At 41.2% G+C, this 17,948-nt stretch carries 21 protein-coding genes; 15 read left to right on the plus strand and 6 right to left on the minus strand.

All coding sequences use genetic code 11. The features are described from left to right. Positions 1 to 68 precede the first annotated feature (68 nt). Positions 69 to 428: a YugN family protein gene (locus CSV76_RS00400; RefSeq protein WP_099624459.1), complete on the minus strand. Its 360-nt coding sequence runs from the start codon at positions 426 to 428 to the stop codon at positions 69 to 71. 311 nt (positions 429 to 739) lie between these two features. Here CSV76_RS00400 and CSV76_RS00405 point away from each other — a divergent pair, with 311 nt between their 5' ends. Beyond that, complete coding sequence (locus CSV76_RS00405) at positions 740 to 1,756, plus strand: CAP domain-containing protein (RefSeq protein WP_158232589.1); 1,017 nt, start codon at positions 740 to 742, stop codon at positions 1,754 to 1,756. Here CSV76_RS00405 and CSV76_RS00410 read toward each other — a convergent pair. Beyond that, entirely contained in the window at positions 1,753 to 2,484 is a 732-nt protein-coding gene (locus tag CSV76_RS00410) for an amino acid kinase family protein (RefSeq protein ID WP_085428542.1), read from the minus strand. The genes CSV76_RS00405 and CSV76_RS00410 overlap by 4 nt on opposite strands. 87 nt (positions 2,485 to 2,571) lie before the next feature. On the opposite strand from CSV76_RS00410, the gene CSV76_RS00415 reads away from it, so the two are divergent. Both CSV76_RS00415 and CSV76_RS00420 read left to right on the plus strand, forming a co-directional pair. Then, positions 2,572 to 4,002, plus strand: a complete 1,431-nt coding sequence (locus CSV76_RS00415; RefSeq protein ID WP_085428543.1) for a UDP-N-acetylmuramoyl-L-alanyl-D-glutamate--2,6-diaminopimelate ligase — start codon at positions 2,572 to 2,574, stop codon at positions 4,000 to 4,002. Positions 4,003 to 4,079: 77 nt separating this feature from the next. Then, entirely contained in the window at positions 4,080 to 4,520 is a 441-nt protein-coding gene (locus tag CSV76_RS00420; protein WP_085429102.1) for a YlbF/YmcA family competence regulator, read from the plus strand. Positions 4,521 to 4,680: 160 nt separating this feature from the next. Here CSV76_RS00420 and CSV76_RS00425 read toward each other — a convergent pair whose 3' ends face one another. Then, positions 4,681 to 5,550 (minus strand): glycerophosphodiester phosphodiesterase, encoded by an 870-nt coding sequence (locus tag CSV76_RS00425; RefSeq protein ID WP_085428544.1) that lies wholly within the window; start codon positions 5,548 to 5,550, stop codon positions 4,681 to 4,683. Between the two features lie 282 nt (positions 5,551 to 5,832). On the opposite strand from CSV76_RS00425, the gene CSV76_RS00435 reads away from it, so the two are divergent. Next, positions 5,833 to 6,105 carry a YlbG family protein gene (locus tag CSV76_RS00435; protein ID WP_085428546.1) on the plus strand — a complete coding sequence of 91 codons (273 nt, stop codon included), beginning with the start codon at positions 5,833 to 5,835 and terminating at the stop codon, positions 6,103 to 6,105. A 15-nt stretch (positions 6,106 to 6,120) separates the two neighbouring features. Here CSV76_RS00435 and CSV76_RS00440 read toward each other — a convergent pair whose 3' ends face one another. Beyond that, the gene (locus tag CSV76_RS00440; protein ID WP_085428547.1) at positions 6,121 to 6,516 is read right to left on the minus strand and encodes a DUF7147 family protein; all 396 of its coding nucleotides are present in this window, start codon (positions 6,514 to 6,516) and stop codon (positions 6,121 to 6,123) included. 71 nt (positions 6,517 to 6,587) lie between these two features. Between CSV76_RS00440 and CSV76_RS00445 the strand changes: the two genes are divergently transcribed. From CSV76_RS00445 to coaD, 3 genes are read left to right on the plus strand one after another with little or no spacing between them, the layout of a single operon-like run. Continuing rightward, positions 6,588 to 8,030: a hypothetical protein gene (locus CSV76_RS00445; RefSeq protein ID WP_099624461.1), complete on the plus strand. Its 1,443-nt coding sequence runs from the start codon at positions 6,588 to 6,590 to the stop codon at positions 8,028 to 8,030. Continuing rightward, positions 8,027 to 8,581 (plus strand): 16S rRNA (guanine(966)-N(2))-methyltransferase RsmD, encoded by a 555-nt coding sequence (rsmD, locus tag CSV76_RS00450; RefSeq protein WP_085428549.1) that lies wholly within the window; start codon positions 8,027 to 8,029, stop codon positions 8,579 to 8,581. Before CSV76_RS00445 ends, rsmD begins: the two co-directional genes overlap by 4 nt. A 4-nt stretch (positions 8,582 to 8,585) precedes the next feature. After that, positions 8,586 to 9,068 carry a pantetheine-phosphate adenylyltransferase gene (coaD, locus tag CSV76_RS00455; protein ID WP_099624462.1) on the plus strand — a complete coding sequence of 161 codons (483 nt, stop codon included), beginning with the start codon at positions 8,586 to 8,588 and terminating at the stop codon, positions 9,066 to 9,068. A 588-nt stretch (positions 9,069 to 9,656) separates the two neighbouring features. Here coaD and CSV76_RS00460 read toward each other — a convergent pair. Then, complete coding sequence (locus tag CSV76_RS00460) at positions 9,657 to 10,538, minus strand: hypothetical protein (protein ID WP_099624463.1); 882 nt, start codon at positions 10,536 to 10,538, stop codon at positions 9,657 to 9,659. A 128-nt stretch (positions 10,539 to 10,666) separates the two neighbouring features. Here CSV76_RS00460 and CSV76_RS00465 point away from each other — a divergent pair, with 128 nt between their 5' ends. Next, a complete protein-coding gene (locus CSV76_RS00465) occupies positions 10,667 to 11,713 on the plus strand; it encodes a SepM family pheromone-processing serine protease (RefSeq protein WP_085428552.1) in 1,047 nt (348 codons plus the stop codon). A 4-nt stretch (positions 11,714 to 11,717) separates the two neighbouring features. Here the strand turns inward: CSV76_RS00465 and CSV76_RS00470 are convergent, their stop codons facing one another. Continuing rightward, complete coding sequence (locus CSV76_RS00470; protein ID WP_099624464.1) at positions 11,718 to 12,896, minus strand: nucleotidyltransferase; 1,179 nt, start codon at positions 12,894 to 12,896, stop codon at positions 11,718 to 11,720. Positions 12,897 to 13,022: 126 nt separating this feature from the next. Between CSV76_RS00470 and CSV76_RS00475 the strand changes: the two genes are divergently transcribed. The 7 genes from CSV76_RS00475 (at position 13,023) to CSV76_RS00505 (ending at position 17,864) form a co-directional block, all read left to right on the plus strand. Then, positions 13,023 to 13,553, plus strand: a complete 531-nt coding sequence (locus tag CSV76_RS00475) for a YceD family protein (RefSeq protein ID WP_085428554.1) — start codon at positions 13,023 to 13,025, stop codon at positions 13,551 to 13,553. A 24-nt stretch (positions 13,554 to 13,577) separates the two neighbouring features. Beyond that, positions 13,578 to 13,751, plus strand: a complete 174-nt coding sequence (rpmF, locus tag CSV76_RS00480) for a 50S ribosomal protein L32 (RefSeq protein WP_085428555.1) — start codon at positions 13,578 to 13,580, stop codon at positions 13,749 to 13,751. 107 nt (positions 13,752 to 13,858) lie between these two features. Next, complete coding sequence (locus CSV76_RS00485; RefSeq protein WP_099624465.1) at positions 13,859 to 14,620, plus strand: enoyl-CoA hydratase/isomerase family protein; 762 nt, start codon at positions 13,859 to 13,861, stop codon at positions 14,618 to 14,620. Positions 14,621 to 14,756: 136 nt separating this feature from the next. Then, on the plus strand, positions 14,757 to 14,972 hold the full coding sequence (locus CSV76_RS00490) for an acetyl-CoA carboxylase biotin carboxyl carrier protein subunit (protein ID WP_085428557.1): 216 nt from the start codon (positions 14,757 to 14,759) through the stop codon (positions 14,970 to 14,972). A gap of 81 nt (positions 14,973 to 15,053) precedes the next feature. Continuing rightward, complete coding sequence (locus CSV76_RS00495; RefSeq protein WP_099624597.1) at positions 15,054 to 16,541, plus strand: acyl-CoA carboxylase subunit beta; 1,488 nt, start codon at positions 15,054 to 15,056, stop codon at positions 16,539 to 16,541. A gap of 55 nt (positions 16,542 to 16,596) precedes the next feature. Next, positions 16,597 to 17,490 (plus strand): ketopantoate reductase family protein, encoded by an 894-nt coding sequence (locus CSV76_RS00500; protein WP_158232720.1) that lies wholly within the window; start codon positions 16,597 to 16,599, stop codon positions 17,488 to 17,490. Further along, positions 17,484 to 17,864 carry a DUF3397 family protein gene (locus tag CSV76_RS00505; RefSeq protein WP_085428559.1) on the plus strand — a complete coding sequence of 127 codons (381 nt, stop codon included), beginning with the start codon at positions 17,484 to 17,486 and terminating at the stop codon, positions 17,862 to 17,864. The genes CSV76_RS00500 and CSV76_RS00505 overlap by 7 nt, the downstream gene beginning before the upstream one ends. The last annotated feature ends 84 nt before the right edge of the window (positions 17,865 to 17,948 follow it).

Below are 17,948 nucleotides of genomic sequence, written 5' to 3' on the forward strand. Positions count from 1 at the left end.
TAACCAAATTAGTGGAGTAATAGTAGAAAAAGCCGAAGAACATTTAGCTCTTCGGCTTTTTCGTATCATTACAAACTATATTGCTTTAACTCATCATATACTTTCTTTAGCGTAAGCTCGCAGTCCTTAACTAAGCTAGCTGGGAAGTTTTCTTCTTCGCCATACTCCACACCGTGTGGATAGTAGTGCTTTCCTAGAACTGGTTGTTTTAGACGTACTGTAGCTTTTCTACCATCTATATCGCCTTCAACTAGTTCACCGAAAACTCGCAAGTAGTATGTACCTTCCTTGATCATATACTTCTTGTCGAAAGTTACACGCTCATAATCCCATTGTCCATCAATTTCAAGATTATTCTTATTCATAATTTCTTCCATCACTCGTAAATCTGCTACAAGGCCTTTAAGACCAATATTTTCAACATACATCAGTATATCCCCCTCTATGTTCATCCTGACGAATACGTATACTATTATATCATAAAACAAATTGATTTTACTTGCAATGACAACATTGTGTCAACGCTTTCTTTCTGATTTATATAAGTGACTAGAGCGAGTGTCTTCTGTACAATAAAGGAAAGTTGCATTATAGGATAAATGTTCATCACAACATGATTTTTGCAGTACGCTAAACTAACAAAGTAACAACAGATACGTGTGGAAAGGGAGATTACATGTGGAGAGTAGGATGGAAGATTCTTCTTTTGCTTTTTATCGTAATGGGAGTCTTTTATTTCATGAGTGATAAAGTAAGTGAGAATGAGCTACTGGAATCACCAGTGCAGCACGGTTCACCAATAGCCGTTCCTGAAAAAGGTCCATCGATAGGCGGGGAAGGAATGCCGCGGCCAACAGAAGGTATGTCAGTACTTGTTGGACAGAAAGTCGAGAAGATGGAAGAACAATATGGTGAGCCTTCTAGGATTGAACCTTCAAGTTTTCAATATGAGTGGTGGATCTATACGGAAGGACCGCGTTTTATGGCGGGGGTTCTAAAAGGGAAAGTGAATCAGATTTATACTGCTGATAGTACGTCGGATATAGTTCCTTTTAAAATCGGTCAAAATGTGCAAGAAATTCATCGGTTTACACCTATCGAATCCGAGATTGACGTAAAGATTCAAGAAAATATTTATACATTTTCATTAAATAGTGAAGATATAAAAAATCGCATACTGATTCCATATGAAAATTTATTTGTGCAATTATATATTGATCAGATAGATGGTGGTATTGAAGGTGTTCGCTTTATTAGCCCAGGTACTTTGGTAAAACATCAACCTTATGATATGACGTACTTAGGGGAAATGATGGAAGCACCTAAACCTTCGTCAACTGTACAGACAGAGGTAGATCGTGCCATGGAACGACAGACGTTTGAATTGACTAATCAGTTGCGCGAAGAACATGAGCTGCCACTATTATCTTATAATGATAAGCTGGCTATACTTTCAAGAAAGCATAGCCAGGAAATGATATTTCGTAAATATAGCTCCCATGAGGAAGAGCCTGTTCAAGTTTATACTGAGCGTTTAAAATCGGTTGGACTAACCCCTAGCAAAGCAGGGGAAAACATAGCGTTCAATTATATTGATGCGATTGAAACTGTGCATGGTTGGTTGAATTCTCAAAAACATCGAGATGTCTTATTAAATCCCGACTTCACCGATACCGGCATTGGCGTTTATAATAAATACTATACACAGGCATTCATAGCGCAAACTGAAACTGAACAATCAATAGATGAAGACTAAGGAAGAATCCATGTACCTTCCTCATTTGAGCCGATGCCTCGTATATGAAGAGGCATCGCTTTTTGTTGTGCATAAATGGCTGCTTTCTCTTGTATAACAGGTCGATCACATTTTAATAACGGAAGGAATTCATCAAATAGGAGCTTGTCAAACCGCTTATAGTCAGACGTTTTGTGAGGATCTGCTGACATAACGCCTGGTACATCCTTAAAAAATTCTACATGACTGGCTTGTAATGCAGATGCTAATGCGATCGCAGTCAGATCACTGCCACCTCTACCAAGAGTCATAAACTGCCCCTGTATATTCATCCCTTGAAATCCAGGGACGATGATGCATGAGTGCTTTTGTAGTGTATTGACGATATGTGTGCTGTTTATTTTGTCAATTGTTGCATTGCAGAATTCGCCTGATGTCCGAATGCCTGTATTTTGTCCATAGATTATCGTGTTGTTTATACCTTCAGTAGATAATTCTGCAGATAAGACTGCCGAAGCAATCAATTCCCCGCATGCAGCCGCCAAATCTCTGGCTTCGCCGGATTTCGAGAAGGAGTCCGTAAGAGTAAGTAAATCGTCTGTGGAATAGGCGTCGCCTCCTCTACCCATTGCAGATACTACAACGATGACAGCACGATGCTTCGACAAAGCCTGTCGAATATGCTGAATACACTTTGCCCGTTGTTGTTGATTCTGCATGGCAATCCCGCCAAACTTCTGGATAATCATAGAATCCCAACTTTCTTCGTGACATTCTTCTTACGCCTTTCATAGAATACTTTATGCTTCGTTTCATTATATTCTCTGACGAATAAAATGTTCGGGAAGGGGCGGGATACCTTGCTTTTATCTGAATTACTAAAGGATTGGCCATGCACTATTTTACAGGGATCCATACGGTTAAATATCAATGGAATCACGGAATCTTCAAAGAGGGTAAAGGAGAAGTATGTATTTGTTGCAAAGAAAGGGGTTATGGCAGATGGAACGTCATTTATTGAAGAAGCAATATCTAATGGAGCCAAGACACTCGTAATCGATCGAACGAACATAGATCTTACGCATATACCATCTAATATTACGGTGGTTCTTGTTCCTGATAGTTCGCTATTTATTTCGTATGGAAGTGCAAAACTTTCCGGTGATCCGGCTGAAGAACTACTAATCATTGGCGTTACAGGAACGAATGGTAAAACTACAGTCAGTCACTTTATAGGACAATTGTTAAATAAACTTGGGCATAAAACTGCTGTTATAGGAACAACAGGACTTTATATAGACGGGAAGTTGATGGAGACGATTCAAGACTCTATGACAACGATGCCAGCGGAACAATTTCATCCGATTTTACGTAGATGTATTAATCAGCAAGTGACGCATATCGTTCTTGAGGCTTCTTCGATTGGATTATCAACTAATCGATTGGCGCATTGTCCGTTAACTGTAGGTGTTTTCTTGAATATCGGAATGGATCATTATGCAGAACATGGGGGTAGACAGCCGTATATAGAGGCGAAAAAGTTATTGACCTCACTGGCTGATCAGCTTGTGATAAATGAAGATGACGAAATTTGTCGCGCAATAGGCGAGGGAATGTCTGATACACCTATTTATTTCAGTAGTCAACATATCAATGGAAAGCAACAGCAAGCACCATTATTTCCAAATCAAGGTCAACATAATGAAATGAATGCTAGGGCTGCTATATGTGCACTTATAGCGCTAGGCTATTCTTTACGGGCGATTAGACCACATGTGAGCGGCTTACGTTTACCTACCGGACGTCTAGAGAAATACGAAGAAGTGGGAGTCGAAGTTTATGTGGACTATGCACATACACCGGATGCGTTGCAAGCCGTTCTGCAGGCGTTGTCAGATCGCTCTAGACGATTGATCACTGTATTTGGATGTGGAGGTGAAAGGGACCGTGAGAAACGCCCACAAATGGGTGCAGTAGCTGCTCACTATAGTTCTCATGTAATTTTAACATCAGATAATCCAAGGAAAGAGGATCCGTCACAAATTATCATAGACATATTGGCAGGCATGGCAGGTTTTTCAACACCGATCGATATCTTGATCGATCGTCATCTTGCAATTCAATATGCTATCAGCCAAGCGCAACCAGGGGAAATTGTACTCATTGCAGGTAAAGGACATGAACAGATTCAGCAAATAGGAAATCAAACTACTCACTTTTGCGATATGGAAGAAGTAAAAAAATCATTTAGTAGCCGAAATACGTAAAAATAAAAATCTTAATGAATAGTCGAGCAACCCGTTTTTTGATATGATGGTTGTGATAGGAGGTGCGGCAATTGGTAATGATGACAGATGAGTGGATGCGAGTCATCGATATGGCGGAAGATCTTTCCGATATGCTGCTGCGTTCTGAAGTGGTGAAAACCTATCAAGACGCACACGACCGTGTATATTCAAACGCTGATCTACGAAAGCAGATCATGGATTTCACTAAAATGAAAGAACAATATGAGGATGTACAGCGCTTTGGACGCTATCATCCAGATTATAAAGTAATTATGAAGAGTATTCGTCTTCAAAAGCGTGAACTGGATTTACAAGACGAGGTGGCGGCCTTGCGTCTAGCTGAAAATGACGTTCAGGATTTGCTAGATGAAATAGGTATTCTGATTGGCCAGTCGGTTTCCGATGCAGTGAAAGTACCTGCAGGAGACGGGACATTCTCCAACAGTTCTTGTGGCGGCGGATGCGGCTCAGGCGGCAGCTGTTCTTGTTCAGCATAATGAACTTTATAACTACAAATAACCCCTTTGCAGAGAAGTTTCTCTGCAAGGGGTTATTTTTATTTGTTGTACATGTAACAGAACAGCTGAAAATATCGATCCACAGTGCCGTATTCAATCACTTTATCCATAAATAAAACCCTGCAAAAGTCAGCAGAGTTTAGTTCTCGTTAAAAAAGGTTAGTAACTGTTTTGGGTGACTTGTTATAAAGCCGTCTACATTCAATTTAGCTAACTTCGAAAGTTCACTTGTTTCATTCATCTCATAAAATACGGTAATATTCAGGTCTTGTAAAAAGTGGACGAAACCTTCTGAAGCTAGTGGGAACATGCCAAGTTTTTCGGGCAAGCAGAAGAGGTCTGCATTTGGACGGTACAAATGACCGAACTTGCTCGAATACGCAACGTATGCTTTTTTGATTTCCTCACTTCCGGCACCTAATGCAACAGAATTCTGCGCATATAGATTAAACCGATCAATTTGTTCATCGTATAGACTTGTTACGACAACTCGTTCAGTAGCATCCATTTCTTTTAGTAAACGCCACAACTTCGAAGGGATTAAACTACCTTCGTACGTAGTAGGTGAATCACTCATAGAGATGACCAGCAATAGTTGGGGGAACTTCTCCAACAGTTCACGAAGCGATACAACAGATAAACCATCCTGCAAAGTATCAAGTTCATCGGCACTGCTATATTCAGTTTGGATTTCTTTTAGTGTATAGTCGGAGATTTCGTCGGAAAGTATAACTTCCTGACTTGGCACTAAAAGAATTTCTTCATCTTTTGTTAGCTGTACATCTATCGCGAATCCGTGAACACCTAAATCAGCTACTTTCGTATAAGCGGAAAGTGGATCAACTTCTGCGTCCTGGCGCATTTGTGGGTCAGTCAAAACAGCTATTTCCGAAAAACGAAGCGCTTTCTTTTCGGCACGAGGTTCTTGTTTTGCTATTACTTTTGAAGCAGCCCATGCAGCTACACTCGCCGCCCCCACAGTTATTGCAACATTTGTTTTTCTACCCAATTTAGAACCTCCTCAATAAATAGTATCTCTTCTCTTTCTTGTATAGCAGAAGTTTGTGTTGCAACCGAATATAAAATATTTGTAACCCTCATCATGTGTAAAATAGACAGTGAGGATTCAAATAAATGTCTTATTAAGTGTAACCTATCTAAGAGAAGGTGTGCAAACAAAGATTGAGGTTCGGTCCGAGAGCACGTACCTTCACACAAACATTTCATATGCAAGGTTGCAGGACTTTTCTCACCTATGGTATTGTATGGAGTAAGAAAGAGGGGGAGAATCATGATTGATCGACAAGGAATAATTGTCTATCTCCATCATTTAAAACAAGCAAAATCATTGCGCAAATTTGGGCATGTTCATTATATTTCAAAACGAATGAAATACGTTGTGCTTTACTGTGATATGGAAGACGTGGAAACAACAATCACTAAGTTGGAGCGTTTATCGGCTGTACGGAAAGTATTGCCTTCGCAGCGTCCCTTTGTCAGCACAGTATATGAAAATGCAAAGCCAGATAAAGCAAAAGAATACGATTATAAAACAGGTTTGTAACTTGTTGCCGCTTTATTAATTTAGCGGCGGCAACAAGTGGTTTAAGCGTAAGATCCCAGTGATATACTGATAAAATAGCTCTTTCTCAGCAAATTGAGATGAATGCTTTATCTCTACTCTAACGGGTTTTTTATTCAGTGATTCTGCATGTTCAACAAACATGTCATAGCGTTTAGATGGCTTGTCTGCAGAATAACGAATTCCTTCCCTGCAAATATAGATCGGCATGAAATGATTGTTCTCAGTAGCAGGGGAAAAAGAAACAGCGAATGACAACTGTTCATTAGAGTTGTGTTTGGATGAAAAAATATAAGACTTATGAATTCGATGGGAGTTTGTGGACATTAATTCAAGCAATTCATAGATGTCACTATAGCCTTCTCCTAGTTCGATAAAACGTTGTTGGATCATAATCAAGCGCTTCCTTTCAGGCGATTAGTAATGGTTCGTATCCATCATACCATGTGATGAGGTGTTGTACGTTGAAAGCTATTGTCAGGATTTTATTTCTTTTGGCGGCAGTAAACGGTGGACTCGTTTATTTACACTACAGCCAGTCAGCAAATGCAGATGGAGAAGGCGCGAATTCAGGAACGTATCGTCAAGAAATCGAAGTCGTTAATCGAGCAGATGGATTGTATATCCGTCATCACTTTTATAACTTATCCGAAAGCAGACACGAAATTATTTGGCCAGAAGGAAGTGTCGAGCGAGGTTGTGAAGTGGAGGATTCTTCGTCATGTGCCCGTCTGAATGATTCCAGTGTAGCGTTTGAAGAGGGAGAACGTGATCAGCAGTCCATTATGTATAAAATGCCAAAAAAACAGCCGCTAACAAGTAGAAAGTTATTTAAAAAGCCATTTGTATTATTGAAGGATGCCAAACCATTGACGACTGTTCTTCATATGACAGACGAACAAAATATTGGCGGTATGTGGGTAACAGGTCTTGAACGTGTAGGGAAGGCCGATAAAGAGCGTATAACGTATCGATTATACCGCGGAGTAGGATTTGTTAATGAGCTGTATTGGCAGCCTGAGGACGTTCCGCTGGCATACTCTTCAAACAAGCTGACTCTGTTCGGTGAAGGTATTGACAAAAAACATAATGATCGTTTAGTGAAAATGCTTGAAAGTGTCGGTGGAAACCATGTGAGTGTAGTGTTAGCTCCACGTAATCAACCACTGTATGCTGAGCGATTTATTGTGGAGAAAACCGGCAATATGTCTCAAGTGATTAAACAAGTAGCTAGAATGAGTGTGCAGTCACGTTTCGTTTTACCAACGGACGAGCCATCCATGAATAGTATGCTTGCTTCTATACTTGGAGACGAGCCAGTGGGAACGAAAGCGGAACAAGGAGCATTTCTTCGTTTGAAAGATTCGATCTCTGAAGAGCAGTATCAGTCATTCCGTCAAAACATCCATGAGAAAATAGGTAAAGAAATTTCGTCATCCGATTTAGATCAATCATTGTCAAATATACTGGCATTCGATACACAGTATTTCCAAAAAACAATGAAAGAGGAACGATATAACTATCCATTCCTATTACTGGATCCACGTCTGGTGATGCTCGATGGAGAGGAAGTTCCTGAAGTCAAAGTAGTAGTGCAGAATGGGAAAAGTTTTTATCCGGCAGAAGAGTTATTATCGAAGATGGGCTATACTATCCGTTCAAACGAGCAGTCGATTTATATCGATAGTCCAAGCCGCACCTATCGATTTTCTAAAGTAGGGCCATTCTACGTCATGAATAACCGCAAATATGATTACAAAGAAAAGCCTTATACTTCAATTAATAAAAAAATGTATTTTGATGAAAATTGGCTACGGCGTATCTTTTTAGTATTAATTGATAAGTCCGATGAAACCATAACGATCGAACAAATTGAAAAGTTGATAAAGGAGATGGAAAATGAGTGAGAGTCATTTCCGGTTCGAGAAAAGGAACACCTTTAAAATCTCTACCAGGTACGTCTACTAGACCTACATCAGACAAAGTAAAGGAATCCATATTTAACAAGATTGGCCCATATTTCGATGGAGGCACTGTTGTCGAATTGTTTGGCGGCAGTGGCTCCATCGCCATTGAGGCACTATCACGAGGGATGGAAAAAGCCATTGTGTTTGAAAAGAATCCCAAAGCATGCGCTATAATTAAAGCGAATGCAGAGAAGTGCCGTATGGAGGGGGCTTTGCAGATTGAGAAAAAAGATGCCCGACAAGCTGCGGCAATTCTTAAGCAAAAAGAAGTTGTCATAGATCTACTGTTTGTAGATCCTCCCTATGCAACGGTAGAATACTATGATGTTATTAAAGACGTAATAGCACAAGGACTAGTGGCGGAAGATGCAACAATCATTTGTGAACACGATAAACATATAGATTTGCCCGAAAAGTACGATACATATATTCAAGTCAGTTCTGCCAACTATGGAAACACTGCTATTACGATTTACGAGAAAAGAGGCTAACAGCATGACACAAATCGCAATCGTGCCAGGAAGTTTTGACCCGGTAACGAATGGACATTTAGATATCATAGCAAGAGCAGCAAAAACATTTGGGGAAGTTCACGTAGCAGTAATGAATAACTCTTCTAAAAAGCCGTTATTCACGGTAGAGGAGCGTATAGCGCTTATTCAAGAAGTAACGTCGAAATATGACAATGTCAAGATTGACACATCTTCGGGATTATTGATTGATTACGCGCAGGAAATTAACGCATCGGTCATCGTTCGTGGCTTGCGTGCGATTTCGGATTTTGAGTATGAGATGCAAATCACATCGATGAACCGAGTGTTGGATGAAAGCATTGAAACGTTCTTCGTTATGACGAAGAGCCAGTATTCATTCCTTAGCTCAAGCATCGTCAAAGAAGTCGCACGTTACGGTGGAGATGTCTCTTCCCTCGTCCCGCCACATGTCAATGCGGCACTGAAGGAAAAGTTCAGAAAATAAAAATGTTTTTCGAGAATGAAAAAGGATGTCCATTATGGGCATCCTTTTTTGTGTAGAGTGCAGAAACGAATACCTTTCGACATGTGAGTTAAGAGTAAGTGCGAAGGGATGGAAGCTCAAGCTGGCGGACGCTTTCCTATGGGCCTGCGGTGAGCAAACTAGTCACTGCGTTCCTTTAGTTGTCTCGCCTTTCGAGCTGATCCTGCGGGAAGGGCCGTAACGAAGAACGGCTTTTGCGAGTAAAAGCGCAGCGTTAGGAGCACATCTTTGCACTTCGCCCCCAACTTCCGCTTCCATCTTACATTTATAGTGGAGACACTTAGATAACTCACTGTAGCTAGTGTGTTAATTCTTGTTTTTTAACTTGTTTTAAGTTCAAATAAAGAAGTTCAGAATGGTTTACAACACTTACTTTAATGTACAACAAAAAGTATCTTCCACTCACATTGCAAGGGATTGGAGCGGCAGGCGGCGACTCGGGGAGGATCAGTGGTTCACCGCCCACCCTCCCGAACGCGTCCGCCTAGAGCGCAGATCCCCACCCCTAAACCCCTGCCACCTACTACCTTTAAACACATTTACACTAACTCAATAAATCCAAATGAACAGTACAGGCACGAGCAACGTGTTCCAGACTCTTGCGATGACATAGGGGAATATTCGTATGCCGGCGCCCTTAGCGATCGTCATGACTTGCATATGGATGCTCAGGCCGTTGATCGAGAGAATAGCCGCGATGAGCATCGGATAAATTGCTTCCCCGGCAAAATGTTCAGTGGCAGACTGGACTCCGGAAGTCATTTCGAACACAGCGAGTAATAAAGTTTTTGTCACGCCCATATCAACCGTGATGACAGAAGAAATAGAATACGAAAGCACATTGCTGAGTGAAGAAAAGAATATAACCGTTGTTGCCACCAATAAAATAACTGAGGAACTGTCCTTGATAGAGCGAAGTAAAGGAGACGTGCTGTGTTGTTCAGGAACAATTGGCACAATGCTCTCTTGATGCCGCCTGCCTATAATTGACATCGCCAATATGAAAAATATGATATTAGCTAAATGAATGGCAATCAACAACTTCCAGCCACTCGTTGTGCTGCCGAATAATTCGTTACCAACAAAGCCGATAATAAACATGGGTCCTGGTGCATGACAGGAGGCAACGAGCAAACTACTTTCAGCTGCAGAAATCTCGCCGTTCTTCTTCATTTCACTAACAGTCACGGCACCTACAGGAAAGCCGCCAAACGAACCAAGCACATAAGCTTTTATGTATCGACTCCATTGACTGGTGACCCGTTTGCTCGGCATTTTCAATAACCACTGCGTTAAAATTATATAAGGTAGCAAATAGGGAAGTAACGCAGTAGTGAATAATTGAGCACCAGTGACGGCTCCTTCATGTGCGACATCTGGTTGCAAAATAAATAAAATAATCAGTGCCCAGATGACGAGTACGTTACTCATTGTTCGATACGGCAGAATCGCAATTTAATAAGCATCTGTCGCACTCCTTCCTTATTTTTGAATTACAATAAAATCTACCGTAATATATATGTAGTATTCGTACAGGCTATTAATGGAGGTGAACTTTTATGAAAATGCGGAAATGGGGAATAGCGGCAGTAATCCTAATAGTAATCGCTGTTATAGCACTTTATCCGTTAGATATGTATATTTCTCGGCCAGGTGGAGCGTATGATTTAGCACCGCTTGTAGAAGTAGCAGGCGGAGATACAGATGATGCAGGAACATTTAGTTTGATGACGATTGCAATCGGCAAAGCGACTCCCATCACTTATGCGTGGTCAAAGTTTTCCGATAAAATGAAACTACTACCAGCTACCCAAGTGAGAAGGCATGGTGAAAGTGACGAAGAGTACGGAGTGCGACAGAAGAAATTGATGAATGATTCCAAAACACATGCCATATCCGTCGCATTTGACAAGGCAGGTTTGCCAATCAATCGGAAGTTTACCGGTGTTTTTGTGGCAGGCGTATTACCTGCAGGTGCTTCTGCGGGTAAGCTAGAAGTTGGGGACATCATTCAATCAATCGATCAGCAAGAGCTTGCTTCAGCAAAAGAATTTATGCAAGAGATTGGTGATAAGTCGGAAGGTCAGAAGGTACAATTGCGAGTGAAACGAAGGAAACAGGAACTAGATGTACCAATAGAATTAAAAGAATTACCTGATTCAAATGGTCGTGCAGGGCTTGGTATAGAGTTTGAAGAACAGATCAAACTAGAAACAGAGCCAAAGGTCGACATTCGCACAGAAGACATTGGTGGGCCTTCAGCTGGCTTGATGTTTACGCTGGAATTGATGAATCGTTTAGTGGATGTCGATTTGACAAAAGGCTATAATATCGCAGGAACCGGTGAGATGCTCGAAGATGGTTCTGTAGGAAGAATCGGTGGAATTGATTTTAAAGTTATGGCTGCCGATCGTCAAGATATCGAAATATTTTTCGCGCCTGACGATGAATTACCGGATGAAGTGAAAAAGAAAAACCCGCAGCTTCGCTCCAACTATGAAGAAGCGAAAGAAACTGCGGATAAAATCGGTACGAAAATGAAAGTCGTACCTGTAAAAACGATTGATGATGCACTGAGTTATCTGGAAAAATTGGACGAGAAGTAACCACTCACAGTAAAATTGGCGGTGTTTTAAAATCAAGTCCTGGCTCTCTTTGGATACCACACATATAAATATCTGTACTTTTGATATCCATCAACAGTGATGGGTCTTTGTGAGAACCGGCACGGCTTATGAGCGGCAACGGTAATTCTTTTTTTACAGACCGTAAATAACTTCTTCCATTTTCCGATATGCCGAGAAGTCTTAAGTAAGACGGACTACTAATTTGTGCGCGTGTCGTTTTACGGTAACCTGTCAATATGTGCACTAACATGCGTTGTATGCGTGTCCACGTATAGCGTTTTGATTTGACGGCCTGCATGAACAGTTGAAATGTAGAATATTGTTTTGCGGCGCGCCAAATAGAAAACTCGATGCCTTCCGTGATATCTTCAATGAGAGCCAATTGTTCAGGTCCTTCCCGAAGAATCGTGTACCGAAGAAACGGGTAGAGATGGTCCCAGCTCTGATGTGGCAGTTGTTTGAGAAGTTTAAAGGAAGCTGGTGGCATGAATGTTTGCACGTGCTCCGTATCGGTTGCAAACAGCTCTTTGCGTATTCCTGTAGCACTAGCAATAGAGTTCTCAGGTAATGCTTCATCATGAAAATGTGTACCTTTTCTCGCGATCGTGACAGGCGTCATATCCGACCTAATTTCTCTTGCAGACTGCATATAATGAAAACCTAAAATATTATTTGGTTCTGACAAGTCAGCTAAAGGCTCATCAGTAGTGCGGGAAATTTCTTCATAGGCGATCCGCAATGCATTTGGATAACTAATACCTTCTTGCACGGAAGACATTATTGTTTTTTCGTAAAGTTCTTTATTTGTGTCCATTGTGTCTAAACTATTCGTAAACGGTGCGATACTCCCTTCTTCACTGCCGAAGCAAATGTATTTGCATTGAAGGGCGTCAAGGATTTGTACGGAACCTTTCGCAAATTTCGGGGCATGTGCTGTAGAAAAAGCATAGGGTAACTCAATGACGAGATCAGCCCCGCCAGCGAGAGCCATTCGCGTCCGTGTCCATTTATCGACAATCGCGGGTTCACCACGTTGAAGAAAATGCCCACTCATCACAGCGATGATTACATTCGCGTTCGTAAGCCTTTTTGCTTCATTCAGATGAAATAAATGACCGTTATGGAAGGGATTATATTCGACGACAATACCAGTAGCTATCAATGAAATCCTCCTCTGTACTTGCGTATAATGAATTATAACGTTAAACTTATTAGGGTGACAAGAAAATATCTTGACATCCCATATTTTAAATACTATAATCAACATTGTTGTCTTGAGGTGATAGACATGAAATGGTCCATTCATCAATTACGGAAACATAGGCAAGGCCCGCTACTGTTTGACGAAGCAGTAAATTTGGATTCTGTGAAAAATCGGAATCAAGAAATTAGGGCAATTCAGCCTGTTCGAGTAAGTGGAACATGTACAATTGGTGAGAAAAAGTTAACATGCCGGCTTAAGTTAGAAGGTTCAATGACTTTGCCTTGTGCACGTACGTGGGAAGACGTCGATTATCCTTTCTCTATTGAATCGTTTGAGCAATTCAGCTGGGACGATGAAACACTTCAGATGGATGATGAAATTCATCCGGTTGAAGGAGAAGTAATTGATTTTATTCCTGTATTGGAAGAACTCATTTTGCTAGAGATCCCGATGCAAGTATTCTGTGATAACGCAGATGAAATGCAGCAGGTTGAAGGCAAAGGTTGGTCCTATACAACCGATGAAGAATTGGAAGCGCAACGACAAGAAGCAGGAGAAACAGTGGATCCTCGCTTAGCAGGATTGGCTAATTTTTTTGAAACCGATAAAGAGTAAACCCTTATAAGGAGGTGCCCCCCAATGGCAGTACCAAAGAGAAGAACTTCTAAAACGAAGAAAAATATGCGTCGAACTCATTACAAAATTGAAGCGCCAGGTATGACTACTTGTAGCAACTGTGGAGAAATGAAGTTGGCACACCACGTTTGCAAATCATGCGGACACTACAAAGGAAAAGACGTTGTAGGCGAATAATTTAGATTCTGCACAACGAAATAGAAGACTACCTTGAGACCATGGCTCAAGGTAGTCTTTTTTGTTTTACACAAAAATGGTATGCTGAATAAAAAGGGGGAATTTTTTTGTCTTATTCTATAAATATAGATCAGTCCATAGCTAGCTTCACAATTAATCGTCCTGCTATGCGAAATGCAATAAATTATGACGTCATGGAGGGGCTTGAACTTTTCTTAGATAAAATTGAGGATGATCCTGAAATTTCTTTCGCTGTCATAACAGGAGAAGGGAGCCTTGCATTTTGTTCAGGGGGAGACCTAAGTGATTTTCACGGCTTTCAAACAGCGGAGGATGCTATTCCAATGCTTAGTAGGGGAGCAAGTATATTGCACCGTATTGCCACGTTGCCGATGCCTACAATAGCGCTTGTGAATGGGACAGCTGTTGGTGGCGGTTGTGAACTAGCAACAGCTTGTGATTACCGTCTAGTTGCGTCTCACGCAAAAGCAGGTTTCATTCAGGGTACGTTAGCCATCACGTCAGGTTGGGGTGGCGCAACATTGTTATTCGAGAAAAACGGTCCACATGATCGTATGCTGCAGTTTACGAGTAGAGCGAGCGTTCATTCGCCCGAAGAATTACTTGAGCTTGGATGGGCGACTGAAGTGTATGAGGGGGATTCCCAAACTGCACTTGATCAATTCTTAGCTCCTAAGCTGAAAGTGCATAGAAATGTACACCGTGCATATAAATCTATCGCGACGAGAAAGTGGGAAGCGAGTGGGCTTGAGCAAGCGATGCAAGAAGAGGCTCGCATTTGTTCTGTTCTGTGGGAAAGCGATGCACATCATGAAGCAGTACAACGATTTTTAACGAAAAGCAAGTAAAGTTACGGTCCTGATAGGCATAGACTGTCGGGACTGTTTAACATTTACTTGTAAACGGTTTCATAAATAAGATACACTAACTATAAAGAAATAGTTTTCAACAAATGTAAGTACTAAGAATACGAGGAGTGATTGTATGCAAGAAGTAAAAGCAGCGATGGCAGGGACGATCTTTCAGATTGAAGTGAAAGAAGGAGACGCAGTGACGAAGGGACAAGTTGTCGTCATTTTGGAATCGATGAAAATGGAGATTCCGCTTGAAGCGGAAATTGATGGAACAGTAAGTAAAATCCACGGAGCTGAGGGCGATTTCGTAGATGAAGATGACGTATTGGTGACTATTCAATCGTAATGGAAGGCGGGAAATCCTTTGAAAAACGAATCGACAAAGACGGCTTATAATGAAAAGCTTCAAGAAATCACTACTCGCATTATGGCAGGCGGTGCAGAAAAATATCATGCTAAATCGGAAGAACAAGGAAAGTTGTTTGTAAGAGAACGGCTTCGCTTATTATTTGATGATGGTAAGTATGCTGAGGATGGTAAATTTGCGAATTGTGAAGCAAAAGATCTTCCTTCAGACGGGGTTGTAACGGCTACTGGGAAAATCGATGGTCAAACCGTTTGTGTGATGGCCAATGATTCAACAGTCAAAGCAGGTTCGTGGGGTGCACGAACAGTAGAGAAAATTATTCGTATTCAGGAAACAGCTGAAAAACTTCGCGTACCTCTACTTTATTTAGTGGACTCTGCAGGAGCACGAATTACAGATCAGTTGGATATGTTCCCGAATCGCCGTGGTGCCGGTAGGATATTCCACAATCAAGTACGTTTATCTGGTGTCATTCCGCAAGTTTGTCTTTTATTCGGACCTTCCGCAGCAGGTGGGGCTTATATTCCGGCCTTCTGTGACATTGTCATTATGGTAGAAGGCAATGCTTCGATGTATCTAGGGTCACCTCGGATGGCTGAAAAAGTTATAGGTGAGAAAGTGACGTTGGAAGAAATGGGCGGAGCGCGCATGCATTGTTCCATAAGTGGTTGTGGTGATGTGTTGGTAGACAGCGAGGAGCAAGCAATTGTAGAAGCCCGCAGATACTTGTCCTACTTCCCTGAAAACTATGAAGCGCCTGCCAAAATGGCTGCACCTCGTGAGGCGAAGATAGGACGCACGTTGGAAGAGATCATACCAGAAAATCAAAACGCTCCATTCGATATGCATGAGGCAATTGATCAATTGGTAGATGAAGATAGTTTGTTTGAAATCAAGAAGTTGTTTGCTGGGGAGGTCATCACTACACTTGCGCGTATTGACGGCCGGCCTGTAGGGATCATTGCCAATCAGCCAAAAGTAAAAGGTGGCGTACTGTTTGTGGACTCCGCAGATAAAGTAACGAAGTTCATTACACTGTGCGATGCTTTCTCTATTCCGTTGTTGTTCCTTGCAGATGTGCCAGGATTCATGATTGGGACGAAAGTGGAACGACAAGGAATTATCCGTCATGGTGCAAAGTTAATTATGGCGATGAGTTCCGCTACTGTCCCGAAAATTTCGGTTGTTGTGCGCAAAGCTTACGGAGCAGGCCTATATGCGATGGCAGGACCCGCATTTGAGCCCGATGTCTGTATTGCCTTGCCAACTGCGCAAATCGCCGTAATGGGCCCTGAAGCAGCTGTCAATGCAGTGTACTCGAATAAAATCGAAGCCATTACAGATCCAAAAGAAAAAATCGCATTTATTAAAGAGAAGCAACAAGAGTATAAAGAGGAAATTGATATTTATAGAATGGCATCAGAACTCATTATTGACGAAGTAGTTGCACCACATAATCTTCGCTCAGTACTAGCTGAAAGATTTGGATTCTATGAAACGAAAAAAATTATGAATTCTTCGAGAAAACATCCTGTCTATCCTGTATAATAAAATGTACCAACAGAGACGCCTTTACTGGGTCTCTTTTTTAAGGAGGAAAGCTATGCAATTTGTAGTGGTGGGAGCAGGATCAATAGGTTTGTTAATTGGCTCCTATTTAGCTCAACATCAGGCAGAGGTTACCTTCTGGGTAAGGCGCGAGGAACAAGCAAAGCGCTTACGTAGTGGTCTAGTAAGAGAGCCTGAAAAGAATACATATGAAGTACGTTCAACCATACATATTGAGGAATTGCCGACAGACGCGTTATGGATTATTGCGGTGAAGTATGATGCATTGCCAGTTATCTTGTCTGAAATTAGTACATTATCTGTACAACCGGATTTGTTATTTGTTCAAAATGGGATAGGTCATCTGTCGTTGGTAAAACAATATTCGCTAGGGCATGTGTCATTCGCGACAGTTGAGCATGGTGCAGGAAGAATAAATGATCGAACAGTTTCACATAACGGTGTTGGGCCTATAACCATTGCGGAAAATGAGCGGATTCTATCAACGATTCAGTGGATGGCTGAAATCGATCCGCTGAATTTTCCAATCGCTACACAAAAAAGTTCGGAACGCTTACTTTTCCGTAAAGTACTGATAAATTGTGCAATTAATCCTCTCACAGCACTGTTGCAAGTGAAGAACGGACAATTGTTGGAGAATCCCCATTTTTATTCATTGTTCCATCAGTTATGTGATGAGTTGTTAAGTAATTTCGAAGAGTATAGTGATCTATTGAACTATAAGGATATAGAAGAAGTGTGCCGTAAAACAGCTCATAATCAATCTTCTATGCTAGTAGACAGAGAAAAAGGAAGAAAGATGGAAATTGAAACGATTCTAACGGCAGTCTTGAAGGAGATTGAAAGAAAAGGTGAAAGTGCTCCTTTTTTACAAATGCTTGAGACGATGTTGCTTGGAATAAACAGGAGTGAATCTAGCGGATGTTGACGAATATACTTGGGGCATTATTATTGTTTCCGTTTATTATTTTAATTGTATTAATTATTGTGGCAAAGAAGATTGGAATTACGAAGAAAAAAAGAATTGGCTGGGCTATTGACTGGACAACCCCATTCATGGTTCTAACCGTGCTAATCTTAATACGGGCTATTTGGGATGTTTGGCTTCCTATTTTATTGATTGGTGTATTGTGCATAATTGCGATAGGTTTCTCTATCATGGAACGTTCAAGGGAAAAGGAATTCCGGACTTCTTGGGTACTACGTAGAACGTGGCGGGCTTATTTCTTGTTGTTGACTGTAACTTACTTCTTGCTGTTCGTTATCGGAATCACATTGCAAATTATTCGCTATGTGAACTAATTTGCGCTCATAAGCGTATCAATTCATCCTATTCGGATGAAATGATATACTTGCGATAAGTATGCGACATAAAGGAGTTTGTGA

It is taken from the genome of Sporosarcina sp. P17b, assembly GCF_002743115.1.
In the GTDB taxonomy this organism is placed as follows: Bacteria; Bacillota; Bacilli; order Bacillales_A; family Planococcaceae; genus Sporosarcina; species Sporosarcina ureae_C.

Bases quoted from the DNA above. Each gene is read 5' to 3' on its own strand.
- CSV76_RS00440 (WP_085428547.1), bottom strand. From the start codon at position 6,516: ATGATCCAACAACGTTTTATCGAACTAGGAGAAGGCTATAGTGACATC.
- CSV76_RS00460 (WP_099624463.1), bottom strand. From the start codon at position 10,538: ATGAGTAACGTACTCGTCATCTGGGCACTGATTATTTTATTTATTTTG.
- CSV76_RS00415 (WP_085428543.1), top strand. From the start codon at position 2,572: ATGTTCGGGAAGGGGCGGGATACCTTGCTTTTATCTGAATTACTAAAG.
- CSV76_RS00465 (WP_085428552.1), top strand. From the start codon at position 10,667: ATGAAAATGCGGAAATGGGGAATAGCGGCAGTAATCCTAATAGTAATC.
- CSV76_RS00400 (WP_099624459.1), bottom strand. From the start codon at position 428: ATGTATGTTGAAAATATTGGTCTTAAAGGCCTTGTAGCAGATTTACGA.
- CSV76_RS00410 (WP_085428542.1), bottom strand. From the start codon at position 2,484: ATGATTATCCAGAAGTTTGGCGGGATTGCCATGCAGAATCAACAACAA.
- CSV76_RS00420 (WP_085429102.1), top strand. From the start codon at position 4,080: ATGATGACAGATGAGTGGATGCGAGTCATCGATATGGCGGAAGATCTT.
- CSV76_RS00435 (WP_085428546.1), top strand. From the start codon at position 5,833: ATGATTGATCGACAAGGAATAATTGTCTATCTCCATCATTTAAAACAA.
- rpmF (WP_085428555.1), top strand. From the start codon at position 13,578: ATGGCAGTACCAAAGAGAAGAACTTCTAAAACGAAGAAAAATATGCGT.
- coaD (WP_099624462.1), top strand. From the start codon at position 8,586: ATGACACAAATCGCAATCGTGCCAGGAAGTTTTGACCCGGTAACGAAT.
- CSV76_RS00505 (WP_085428559.1), top strand. From the start codon at position 17,484: ATGTTGACGAATATACTTGGGGCATTATTATTGTTTCCGTTTATTATT.
- CSV76_RS00475 (WP_085428554.1), top strand. From the start codon at position 13,023: ATGAAATGGTCCATTCATCAATTACGGAAACATAGGCAAGGCCCGCTA.
- CSV76_RS00500 (WP_158232720.1), top strand. From the start codon at position 16,597: ATGCAATTTGTAGTGGTGGGAGCAGGATCAATAGGTTTGTTAATTGGC.
- CSV76_RS00495 (WP_099624597.1), top strand. From the start codon at position 15,054: ATGGCAGGCGGTGCAGAAAAATATCATGCTAAATCGGAAGAACAAGGA.
- CSV76_RS00490 (WP_085428557.1), top strand. From the start codon at position 14,757: ATGCAAGAAGTAAAAGCAGCGATGGCAGGGACGATCTTTCAGATTGAA.
- CSV76_RS00405 (WP_158232589.1), top strand. From the start codon at position 740: ATGAGTGATAAAGTAAGTGAGAATGAGCTACTGGAATCACCAGTGCAG.